This window comes from Pseudoalteromonas luteoviolacea CPMOR-1 (genome assembly GCF_001625685.1).
Classification (GTDB): Bacteria; Pseudomonadota; Gammaproteobacteria; order Enterobacterales; family Alteromonadaceae; genus Pseudoalteromonas; species Pseudoalteromonas luteoviolacea_K.
This window is the reverse complement of sequence record NZ_AUYC01000028.1, coordinates 122626-134834: the sequence shown is the minus strand read 5'-3', so window position 1 is coordinate 134834 and position 12209 is coordinate 122626. Positions and strand designations below refer to the sequence as shown.

Annotated in this window: 8 protein-coding genes; 5 read left to right on the top strand and 3 right to left on the bottom strand. The window is 39.3% G+C overall.

Features of this window, described 5'->3' with window-relative positions:
* Window positions 1–32: 32 nt before the first annotated feature.
* From N473_RS11730 to N473_RS11720, 3 genes are read right to left on the bottom strand one after another with little or no spacing between them, the layout of a single operon-like run.
* Window positions 33–260 carry an acyl carrier protein gene (locus N473_RS11730; RefSeq protein WP_063368070.1) on the bottom strand — a complete coding sequence of 76 codons (228 nt, stop codon included), beginning with the start codon at window positions 258–260 and terminating at the stop codon, window positions 33–35.
* A 12-nt stretch (window positions 261–272) separates the two neighbouring features.
* Complete coding sequence (gene asnB / locus N473_RS11725; RefSeq protein ID WP_081221113.1) at window positions 273–2084, bottom strand: asparagine synthase (glutamine-hydrolyzing); 1812 nt, start codon at window positions 2082–2084, stop codon at window positions 273–275.
* 4 nt (window positions 2085–2088) lie between these two features.
* Entirely contained in the window at window positions 2089–3507 is a 1419-nt protein-coding gene (locus N473_RS11720) for a hydroxymethylglutaryl-CoA synthase family protein (RefSeq protein WP_063368068.1), read from the bottom strand.
* Window positions 3508–4639: 1132 nt separating this feature from the next.
* Here N473_RS11720 and N473_RS26200 point away from each other — a divergent pair.
* The 5 genes from N473_RS26200 (at window position 4640) to N473_RS11700 (ending at window position 12203) form a co-directional block, all read left to right on the top strand.
* The gene (locus N473_RS26200) at window positions 4640–4807 is read left to right on the top strand and encodes a hypothetical protein (protein ID WP_155735590.1); all 168 of its coding nucleotides are present in this window, start codon (window positions 4640–4642) and stop codon (window positions 4805–4807) included.
* A gap of 1088 nt (window positions 4808–5895) precedes the next feature.
* Window positions 5896–7257, top strand: a complete 1362-nt coding sequence (gene glmU, locus N473_RS11715) for a bifunctional UDP-N-acetylglucosamine diphosphorylase/glucosamine-1-phosphate N-acetyltransferase GlmU (RefSeq protein ID WP_063368067.1) — start codon at window positions 5896–5898, stop codon at window positions 7255–7257.
* 133 nt (window positions 7258–7390) lie between these two features.
* Entirely contained in the window at window positions 7391–8635 is a 1245-nt protein-coding gene (locus N473_RS11710) for an HlyD family efflux transporter periplasmic adaptor subunit (protein WP_063368066.1), read from the top strand.
* Between the two features lie 29 nt (window positions 8636–8664).
* The gene (locus tag N473_RS11705; protein ID WP_063368065.1) at window positions 8665–10794 is read left to right on the top strand and encodes a peptidase domain-containing ABC transporter; all 2130 of its coding nucleotides are present in this window, start codon (window positions 8665–8667) and stop codon (window positions 10792–10794) included.
* Between the two features lie 188 nt (window positions 10795–10982).
* Complete coding sequence (locus tag N473_RS11700) at window positions 10983–12203, top strand: lanthionine synthetase C family protein (protein WP_063368064.1); 1221 nt, start codon at window positions 10983–10985, stop codon at window positions 12201–12203.
* Window positions 12204–12209: the final 6 nt, after the last annotated feature.

Below are 12209 nucleotides of genomic sequence, written 5' to 3'. Positions count from 1 at the left end.
AGTGACCTGCTCCAAAATGGAGCAGGTAATGATTAAATTTTGCTTTTAACTTTTTCTACTAAGTCATTAACAACTTGCAGATTAAATACTTCTTCTTCGCCAATTTTAATTTTGAATTTTTTTTCTACATCAACTACAAGGTCAATCATCATTAGGCTATCTAAGCCTATATCCTCAAGGAATCTTGACTCTAATTTAACTTCCTCTGCACTGTCTAATTCTGCAATTAATACAATACTGTCTTTGATATCTTCTAACATAGGTACTCCGTTTTAAATGTGTGATTTTAAGATGGATAAACTTGCAATCTCTATTAAGATAGGTTCTAAAAATCTCTTTTTTTGCTCGTCAGAACGATTGAATTCATCTAATATAACTGATGTATTAAAGCCAAGAGATTTAGACGATGATACTAAGTCCATAATTTGCATGTAAAACCGTGACTTTGTATCTCTAAGCACTGAAGGCGATTCAAAGTAATGTTTTTTTCTTGAGTATATAGAACTTGGTAAATACTCTTTCATTGCTTCTCTTAATATATACTTTTCAACTCTGTCTTTAACTTTTAACTCTGTTGGTATTTTTAAGGCAATGTCAGCTAATTTATGATCTAAAAATGGAAGTCTGGCTTCGATACTATTTGCCATTTCCATCCTGTCGCCAAGTGTCGATAACACAAAGTTGGGGAGCATGGTCATATTCCAGTAATATGGTGAGCGCTCTTTCGCATCGGCATCGAAAGCTTTAGCGAACTGAGCAAATCTTTCTTCTAATGAGTTGGAAGATATAACATTAGTATCTAGATAATTATTTACGATATGAAGAGATCGAGAATATTGCGCTTGCAGCCAGCTGATACTTTTTATTATTTCGCTATCTGAGTATGTGTCATTTACAAAGTCTTTATCTGAACGAATATTGAGAGCAAGATCTTTTCTAAAATGCGAATAGCCATAGAAAATTTCATCAGCGCCTTCTCCAGTTAAAACAACTTTATGGCCGCTTTCTCTGACTTTTTGACTTAATATATATTTTGCGACAGAGTTTGAATTAAATATAGGTTGCTCGTTATGTAAAACTGCTTTTTCAAAATATTCTGAAATTACTTCTGAGCTAACTTCTATAGTGTTTAATTGGGCCTTGTTATGTTTTGCAACAATGATAGCCTGCTCATTTTCATTGAATGCGCTATCATCAGTGAAAGCAATGTTAAATGCTTCTAAAGTTTGATCAGTGAGCTTTGATGCAACGCCCAATATGATAGAGGAATCAAGCCCGCCACTGAGATAGCATGCCACACCGACATCGGAAATCATCCTTGTTTCAACACTATTTAATAAGGCTTTTTCTATGCGTTTCTTAGCTTCTTCTTCACATTTAATCGCTTTCTCTTGATGCGTTACTTTAAACAGGTTGTAGTAACTATAATACTCACAACCTTGTTGTGTTATTTTCAAGTACTCACCAGGGGGAATTGAGTGAATATCGCTATATACAGACTGGTTTTCGAGGTAATAGCTTCTGTCTAAGAAACTTTTTACACTGATATCTAAGGAGTTGAGATTACAAGAGATACCTTTTATTTCTGAGGAAATAAAGTAAGTGTTATCCTCTTTACACACAAAAAGCGGCTTTATTCCAAATCGATCTCTGGCCGCAAGCACTTCATTTTTTTCATGGTCAAATAAAATGAATGCAAACTCCCCCCTCAGTTGGGCAAATGCATCAATACCGTATTCAGCATAAAGGTGTACGATGATTTCGCTGTCTGAATTAGTTGCAAAGTGATAGCCTTTACTTATTAAAGATTCTTTTATATGCAAATAGTCATAGAACTCGCCGTTAACAACAGCAGTGAACTTGCCACAGTTACTGTGTATCGGTTGAGTTCCTGATTGGCCACCCATTATTTCCAGCCTTGCATGTCCAAAGACTATATTCCCAGACTGGTTACTCCAAGTATTGCTTGAATCTGGCCCCCTGTGATGAAGTGCTTTTATTGAAGCGGAGAGCTGATCTAATCTATGTGATTTGTCGACTGGTATATTATGTTCTAAAGATATAATTGCTGAGACACCACACATACAATTACTGTCCTTTTACAAAAGAGTAATATCGGTATCCAAACATGCCATTTTGCCCGTCGCCGATAAAATCAAGCTTGAACTCATTGTTTGGTTCACATATTGAACCAGGTTTTGAGGTAACTTGAATTGTATATTCTGATTCAATATAACCTGTGACTGGTGAAGAGGCCGTAACATCTTTGTCTTTGTGATAATAGAAATCACGACTATTATGAATAGATTCATAGTCTTGCATTGAAATAGCTTGTCTTTCCCCCCCATCACAAACATCAGCAAGGTTTAATGTTTGGTATTTAGAAAACTCTTCGTAAGCATGTTTTGAAAACTGAGCACTAAAGACTTTGGCACTTGCACCGCTGCCATAGGCGGTCATTAATATGTGTTGATTATTAACTGATCTGCCAGTGTTTTGGTTAGTGTGTAAAAGGCTGTACAATGAAAGATATAAAGAGCCAGAGTAGATGTTTCCGATACTTTTTGATAGTTGAAGACTCGGATTAACTTGTTCAGCTAAGCATACTTTAAACTCTGGAGTTCTTTTGAGCATTAACTCTACTCGAGAAACGTCATCGGGATGGGTTTTTTTAATTTCGCCAACATTTTCTTGGATGAGTCTATATATTCTCGCAAGCCCATACTCTGCCATTTTTGGAAAAGGCACGTGGAATAAAAAGTGTTGATATTGAGTTGGTGCTGTTCTACTTTTCAATAAATTAGTTTTAAACGCACTTTCAGCACAGTCACAATATATTGAGATTGACTTTTTTCCATCTACAATGGGTGTTTGTGAAATATTAGGTCGATAAAAATCACTTTCATCCTTTGTGCAAGTGCCAAAAGAGAAGGGATCCAACTCAACTAACCTTGGGTTTTCAGAGAGCACCAAGGCGATAGCGCCTGCCCCTTGTGTTGACTCACCTGCACTTTTTAAAGGGTATAGTGCATGTTCTGTAGAGACAACGATTTGGTATGGTTTATCACTTGTTTTTGCCAGTAGTGAATTTAAGCCGTTTTCAATTGCATAAGTTGAACCTATACAAGCAAACTGTATTTGAGAGCAGCTAATTGAATTTAGCGGTTTGGCAAAGTAACTTTCTAATAGTCCTAACAAATATGCTGAGATTGGTTTGGATTGATCGATTGATGATTCGGTAGACACTACGATAGAACTTACATCATCAATATCAATCGCCCCGTTTTCTAATGCTCGTATCACCGCGTTTGCCGCCATAGTTACGGGGTCTTCATGATGGTCAGGAATTGCAATTTTCTGAATCCCAATGCCTTTTTCAACTTTACCAACAAGGGCATTGATTGATTCTTGAGATGCACTTGGTGCTCTATTAATGGCCCACTCTTTAGTTAGGTCTAAATACAGCTTAGGCACATAAACGCCCATAGCGTCAATTCCAACTTTCATTATTATAATTTCCTTAATTAACAAACTAGAATAAAAATCATGCCAGGTGTACCCTACAAAGTTATAGGATTCCTATAATTAAGATTAATATATTTATGTTACAGGTTTTTATATCGTTGAGGCTTAGATTCAGTGACACGTTATATTTTAGTTTTTAAACTAAAATTTATGCGGTTAAGTCTAAGTCGTCTTTTTACGATATTGTGAAGTTGGATATTAAACTTTGAAAAACAACTTTGTTAAGTAATGATTTTTTCATTCTTTTATGACGGGTTTCTACTTGTTCCAAAACTCATTTCCTTGAAGTGCTAAATTTAAAAAATCGAGATTTAAAATTTTAATTTATTATTGCCCTAACTAATTACTCGTGAAGAAGAGCACTTAGCTATATCTTGTTATCTGACCCCGAGCATTCTCGATGAAAAGGATTAAAACAGATTAATAAATTAATTTCAAGAATGTAACCACACAAAAAAAAAGTGTATATTATGTTAAAAAATGCAACTATTTTTTTTGGTTTTTGTTGTTGGTTGACTTGTTCAATTTTTTATGGATAAAAAATCGTGGTTGACTCTTTTTGTGTGATTTTTTATTAATAATCAAGCATTTGCTTTTTTGTTAATGGAGGGGTTAATAAGGTGTGCTTCGAGTTTCTTGGTAAATCAGCTTGTTCTACTAAGTGGAATAAGTATTTTACTCAACCATTTGTTAGCGAAATATTAATTATTAATGCTTAAATTAAAATAATTGAAAAAGTGTTTTTTAGGAAAATTTTTTATGCTTATCCTTTAAAATGTAATAAATGATGGCTTTGATTTTTATTCATTGTCCTTAGCTGCTAGATAAGTCGCTTCCGATAATAATGTTTAATGCATTGGATTTTTGTGTTGAAATTTATTTTGTTTTTTATGTATTATTTATATTGATTCAACTTTCCCAGTTGAATTTTTAAATTTAAAAGGAGTATTTTATGGTGGTTTCTCTAAAGAAAAAGTCATTCAAAAACCTTTCTAGTAAGGTGGTTCTGTCTAGTGAGAATACAAAGAATATTGGCGGCGGAAGCTGTGATATGACTTGTGATTGCTTCGCTAACGCCCAATTGGTAAATAATAACAAATAATAGAGCTCTGCAATGAAAAAAATATTAAAAATAAAGAAAAAAAACTTGGCAAACTTGTCAAATGATAAAAATAAATTACCTAATGCATTAACACCAAATGTAGCAGGTGGTGTTTGTTCGAACTGTGCAAGTGGTTGTCATGAGTTTCTTCAAGCGAATGTAACCCCAGAAAATCACTAATTTTAGTGCTTAGTTAATTTTAATTGAGCTTATGTGGCTATATGTCAGTCATATAAGCTTTTTATTGTACGCCTCTATTTTCACTAATCCTTAAGAGTAAATAGGTACTTTGTTTCTAGACCTCTATATATTGATGAGCGCTCATTGATAATGTGGAAAAGTGGTGTTCGTGTATAAATGTGTTTTATGATAGTCTAGCTGTATGGCCTATCATCGTTGAGTTTGTCTGTTGTTGTTAGGGCTGTGGTATTCCAGTACATGTATATATGGATAATCTATAACAGTCCCATTTGTAGTGAAGCTTGTTAGTAGGATTATACTGTCTTAAGATGGTCTATTGGTGTCTTTCAGAGTTTCCATTATTCTAAAACAATTGATGTAAATTTTTGACCATCATTATTTCCCCCGAATTTGTTTAAACTTTCCTCCCCCAGCATTTGGGTGGCGTTTTTATCCCATCATATTCAGAAGGTCACTCATGGCCAACATTTATTGAGTGTTTGCAACATCAACCTGAAATGAGAGTCAATCGCTTGACCTGTTATAGTTACGTCATAAATAGGCTCAGCTTCCTTGCAAAGCCTGTTAGGACACTCGGGTCTGTTGTCTGCCATTAGGGCGACAAAATTAATTAGTCCCTATTTTAACGTGATTGCGCACTTGATCATTGTGTATGTGCTTTAGAGTAGGTCATTGCACTTTGGACTAATGTGTTTTATTTAAGATAGCGACATACTAACTGGTTTTTGTTTAGAAAAAAGCCGTTAAATGTTACAGGTTTACAATTAGAAAAAGTGATAAGTGCCGAGTAAAAGGCGTACTTGAGACGTGAAGAGAATAACAAAGTCATTCGGTTTAAGCGGCAACAGTAAAAAATGGGAAAGATATGCAAGTATTTTTATACGAATTATGAGAAGTAAAAACATTTTTATGACTATCAATTTGGATAAATCGAGTTAAAATATCGTCAATTATTTCTGCGCATTATTTAAACCTGCGGTTGAGTCTGGTTGGGCACACGGAGTGACAATCTTAAAGTAAGAGATAGGGTGCAGAAATCGTAAGTTTTAAAAAAGGATCCATCACAGATGTCATTGAATACTGTCATTCTTGCTGCGGGTAAAGGCACTCGTATGCGTTCAAAATTACCTAAAGTGTTACACCCTATTGCTGGAAAACCTATGGTTCAGCACGTAATAAATAACTCGAAAGCGCTAGGGGCTAAGTCGACCAACTTAGTATATGGGCACGGTGGTGAGCAATTAAAAGCTTGTTTGTCTCATAATGACGTGAACTGGGTGTTGCAAGAAGAACAGCTAGGTACTGGCCATGCGGTCGCAGTTGCAAAGCAGCATTTAAGTGATGACGATACAGTATTAATTTTGTATGGAGATGTACCATTAACCAAGCAGTCAACATTAGAGAAGTTACTCGCAGTGACGCCTGAAAAAGGCTTAGCGGTGTTAACCGTAACGTTAGATAACCCGACTGGCTATGGCCGTATGGTGCGAGAAAATGGCAAATTAGTTGGGATAGTTGAGCAAAAAGATGCATCAGCTGAGCAGCTTAAGATTCAAGAAATCAACACCGGCATCATGGCGGCAAATGGCGAGCTTTTGAAAAAGTGGCTGGGTCAACTTTCAAATAACAATGCACAGGGTGAGTACTATCTGACGGATATTGTTGCGATGGCGCACCAAGAGGGCATTGAAATCACATCAGCGCAACCTGATGATAAAATGGAAGTGGAAGGGGCAAATAATCGTGTGCAACTGGCTGCGTTAGAACGTGCCTACCAAGAGCGTGAAGCAACAGAGTTGATGCTCAACGGTGCGAGTCTCGCTGACCCTGCAAGAATTGACGTGCGTGGTGAAGTGACAACGGGGCAAGATGTTGAAATTGACGTCAATGTGATTTTCGAAGGCAAAGTCACTATAGGCAATGATGTACGTATTGGTCCCAACTGTGTGTTAAAAGACTGTACCATTGGGGATGGCGTCGTCATTAAGGCCAACTCAATTATTGAAGAAGCTGAAGTAAAAGCAAAGTGTACATTAGGGCCTTTTGCACGACTGCGTCCAGGCGCCGTGATGGAAGAAAACGCCCATGTTGGTAATTTTGTTGAGATGAAAAAATCGCGCCTTGGTTCCGGATCAAAAGCCAATCACTTCACGTACCTTGGTGACACCCAAGTGGGTGAAAAAGTGAATATTGGTGCTGGCACCATTACTTGTAATTATGACGGAGTAAATAAATCGCAAACTATCATTGGGGATGGTGCATTTATTGGCTCTAATTCTTCATTGGTTGCGCCTGTTAAAATTGGTGCACAGGCGACAATTGCTGCAGGTTCTGTGATCACAAGTACAGTACAAGACGAGCAGCTGGCGGTTGCCAGAGGCAAGCAACGTAATATTGCAGGCTGGCAAAGACCGGTGAAAAAATCGTAACTTTTCAATAAAAAAGGGAAACACGTTTCCCTTTTTGTCCCTGATTCCTTTCTTTAGGCTAAAGTGATACATTATCGTTGAGGTTAAATAAAATTTAACAATAAAAACAATTCATTCGAGTGTACAAGTTATTATGGAAAATCTCTTTCGCAAAGAAGTACTTGAGAATAAGCGACACCGATTAGAAGGCGCTGTGAGTTTAGTTCAGCCGCCTGTGTTTAGAACACTTACCTTTCTGATCTTATCTGTAGTGATCATCAGTATCATTTACCTTACGTTAGGCAGTTATGCGCGAAAAGAGCGCGTTACGGGCGTGCTCGAGCCTAATACTGGGGTATTGAGCATGGTTGCATCACAAGAGGGCGTCATAGCGGAAGTGCTCGTAGAGGAAGGGCAGCTCGTTGAAGCAAATCAAGCTATTTTACGTATAGCATCCGCCAAACACAGCACGCAAGCCCTTGAATTAAATCAGGCTTTACTCAATCAATATGCATTTCAATTACAAAACCTTGAGCGCTTAATTGCGCAGCAGGAGCAACAAAACCAACTTGATCTAACAGAGTTGGAACAACAAAAAGCGACGGCACAAAAACGTTTGATTGAATTGAATAACCAGTCGAAAACCTTTACTAAGCGACTTGAGTTAAATGAACAAATGGTTAGCCAGATCAGCACCTTAAAAGGCACTGGTTATATTTCAGAATTAGAGCTACAGCGACAAAAAGACACCTTGCTGTCGCTACAACAACAGTCTTCGTCGATGCGCGCTGAAAAACTCAGTTTGCAATCGCAAATCGCTCAATATGATACTCAGCTGGAAAAGTTACCCTTGCAACATGCGGAGCGCATCAATCAATTGAATTCACAACGTGCTGAGATGAAAATGCAATTGTCGTCGGTCGAGCAGCAACGATTAGGGGAGCTGAGAGCGCCAAAAGCGGGGGTGGTGACCGGTTTATTGGCCAAAGTCGGTAAAAATGTGGTGACCGGAGAGCGGTTACTGAGTGTGATCCCAGAAAATAGTCAGATGCAGGCTGTCATTTATGTCCCGACATCGGCGTTTGGTTTCATTGAATCTGGGCAAGAAGCAAAATTGCGCTATCACGCTTTTCCATACGAAAAGTTTGGTATTTATGGTGGTGAAATAAAGCAGATCAGCAGTTCTTTGATCTTACCTGAGGAGGCAATTATTCCTGGCATGATCAGTGAACCGGCTTACCGCGTCATTGTGTCTTTGTCTGAGCAGCATATTCAGGCGTATGGTAAATCGACGCCGTTGCGAGCAGGGATGATGTTGGATGCAGATATCATTATCGAGGAGCGATCATTACTACGTTGGTTGTTTGATCCCGTATTTAGTATTAAAGGACAGCTGTAGCTGCAATAACGATAATAAAAAGGCTTTATATGCACCAGGAAGATAACTCACCGGTACAAAAATTACAGTTTTGGTCAAGGAATTCATTACCGGTTATTTTGCAATCAGAAGCGGCTGAATGTGGTTTGGCCAGCTTGGCTATGGTCGCTGCATACCATGGCTACCACAGTGATCTGACGACACTGAGGCAAAAATTCAGTATATCGATTGAAGGCGCGACATTGCTCGATATCATGCATTTCGCCGAGCAGTTAGAGCTGAGCTCGAGACCACTCAGAATTGAGTTGGAAGATCTTGATGCACTGCAAACACCGTGTATTTTACACTGGGATATGAACCACTTTGTGGTGCTCAAAAAAGCCAATGAAAAGCGCATTGTGATCCATGACCCAGCCTACGGCGAAAAAACCTTTACGATTGAAGAGGCATCTAAGCATTTTACTGGCGTAGCGCTGGAGCTGACTCCCACAAAGAGTTTCGAAAAGAAAGAGAAAAAGCCCAGTTTAAGGTTCGCTGATTTCTGGAGTCGGATCACGGGGCTCAAACGCTCTTTACTGTTGATATTTCTCTTGTCGATATTGTTGCAGGTATTCACGCTTGCTGCGCCCTATTATATTCAGTTAGTCATCGACGACGTGGTGCTGACGGGGGATACTAATCTCTTAACGGTATTGGCCACTGGTTTTTTCCTTGTGTTAGTATTTGAAATTGCCACCAATGCACTGCGTGGGTTCACGTTGTTGCACTTTGGCAATCAAATGAATATTCAACTGGGGGCGAATCTATTTCATCACCTAGTCCGACTACCGATCTCTTACTTTGAAAAACGCCACATGGGCGATGTGGTGTCTCGATTTGGGTCATTACAACAGGTCAAACAGATCTTAACCACCGGAGTCATAGAAGCCATAATCGATGGGCTGATGGCTATCATTACGTTGGCGATGATATTCTTTTATAGCCCAACCTTATCTGTGGTGGTACTGACCGCGGTGATTGCCTATGCTTTGGTGCGCATTGCAATGTACAAGCCGTTTAGGAATATAAGTGAACAAGAGATCATGGCCCGTGCAGAAGAAAACTCTAATTTTATGGAGACGGTACGCGGGATTCAGACAATTAAGCTATTTGGTTCAGAGGTGAAGCGGGAAGGGCAGTGGCAAAACCGCTATGCCAATGCCATCAATCAAAGTATTCGTTTGGGTAATTTCCAAATTGGTTATGATGCGATCAACCGTGCTTTATTTGGCATTGAAAATATCTTAGTTGTTTATTTGGCTGCGCATTTGGTGCTGGAAGGTGGGTTTAGTACGGGCATGCTCTTTGCGTTTATGTCGTACAAGCGTCAGTTTATGGATAAGACCGCTAACCTAATAGAAAAACTGATTGAATTTAAGATGGTTGGTCTGCATTTCGATCGTATCGCAGATATCGCATTAACAGAAAAAGAAACATTGCAACCTGAGCAACTTAAGAAACATTCAGTTGAGGGTAAAGTTGAACTAAAGAATATCTGCTTTTCATACTCGGATGCGACACCTGATGTATTACATAACTTAAATTTGTCCATCTCACCGGGTGAGTCAGTGGCGATTACAGGGCCTTCTGGTTGTGGTAAATCAACACTCCTTAAAATTATGCTGGGATTAAACCAAGCTAAAAGTGGTGAGGTATTGATTGATGATGTGCCGATTGATCAGATTGGTGCTCGTCAATATCGTCAGCAAATCGCGGCGGTGATGCAAGATGATGAGTTATTGTCCGGCTCAGTCGCAGATAACATTGCATTTTTTGATACGCCCATAGATATGGAGCGTGTTGTGTATTGCGCGCAACTTGCTGCCATACATGATGATATTAGCCAAATGCCAATGGGTTATGACAGCTTAATAGGGGATATGGGATCCTCGTTATCAGGGGGTCAAAAACAGCGTATTATCCTTGCGCGTGCGCTGTATAAACAGCCTAAAATCTTATTTATGGATGAAGCAACGAGTCACCTAGATACCACTTTAGAGTCTGATATCAACGAAGCGGTGAGTCGTTTAGACATGACACGCGTGATCATTGCTCATCGTAAAGAAACCATTGCCTCAGCAGATAGAGAGATCCGCTTGCAAAAAGTACACGCAGAAGAATTAGCTCAAGAGAGTGAGTAATGGGCGAAATGTGCAATCACCACCGCTTTTGAGTTGGTGATTGCAGAACAGATTAGGAAACACATAAAGAGACTATATAAGCGGCGAGAGGATAGTGAGTGGTGACAGCCTTATTGAGCTCGCACATGAATTAAGATAGCTTTTATTGAGACAACAAAAAAAATAAAGCTTTATTATTAAGGAAGACAATGTCAGAGCAACTATTGATCACAGATAATCAGCGCCAAGAGATTAGTAGCATTATCTCCGTGCTTGCACAAGAAGTCAGCAGTCATCTGCAAACAAACAATGAGTTAAAAAATGGCTTACTGAGCGGGCTTGCAGGCCAGCTATTATTTTTGTTTAAAGCCCATCAGATTGACCCAAATACCGTTGATGAGGCCCTGTTTTCAGAGAAATTAGAATTATTACAAGAGCAACTCTCAGAGCAAAGTTTTGAATTAAGTTCAGGCTTAGCGGGCCAAGCTTGGGTGTTGGAGTTTTTTAATCAGGCTGATAGAGAAGAGTACGATCCTGAGCTGCTTGAAGATGTCGACGACTTATTTGTACAAGCATTAGATTACGACCCGTGGCCAGGTGAAATAGAAATGGTACTCGGATTGTCAGGCTATGCACCTTACGCGGCAAGACGCAGCCTGTTTTCAGATCAATCTAAGCTGTACGCTGTGATTGTTAAAGGGCTAGAAAGCACCGCGACGTATTTTGATAATGGTCATATAGCGTGGTCACAGCCAAAAGAGTCCGTTTATCGTTTTGAGACTGATGATCGAGAAAAAGCAGAGTTTAATCTCGGTCTTGCACATGGTGTTCCAGGGATCATAGCCGCATTATTACCCGCACTGACCATTCCTTCCTTAAAAGAACGCGTTGCTAAGTTAGTTTTGGGAGCGTGTGACTGGTTATTAGCACATCAATCCGGGCATGAACATGCTCATTCTTGTTATGGCACGTGTGCAGAAGAGAGTGAACCAACCTCACGGTTGGGTTGGTGTTATGGTGACATCACGATTGCGCTTACTTTGGCTCGGGCAGGTCACGCATTAGACAGGCCTAGTTATGTAGAGCGCGCACGTGAAATCGCGATTCATGCCGCTAAACGAGATGACAAAAGTGGTTCTATCAATGATGCTGGTTTATGCCATGGCTTTGTTGGTTTAGCGTTGATATTTCAAATCGTCAATAAAGTGATCCCCGACCCCAAATTGGCTGAAGCCGCTAAATATTGGGTTGATTACAGCTTAACCGCTTATCGTGAGCGAGGTTTGGCTGCGTTGCATTCCTACAATGGGATGAGTAAAACACACGAACAAGATTTTGGTTTCTTAATGGGGTATGCAGGGGTTGGTTGTGGACTGATCAGCTTGTTGAATGATGATGTGAGTTGGACTGACTGCTTGTTGATGGCTTAGGAGTAC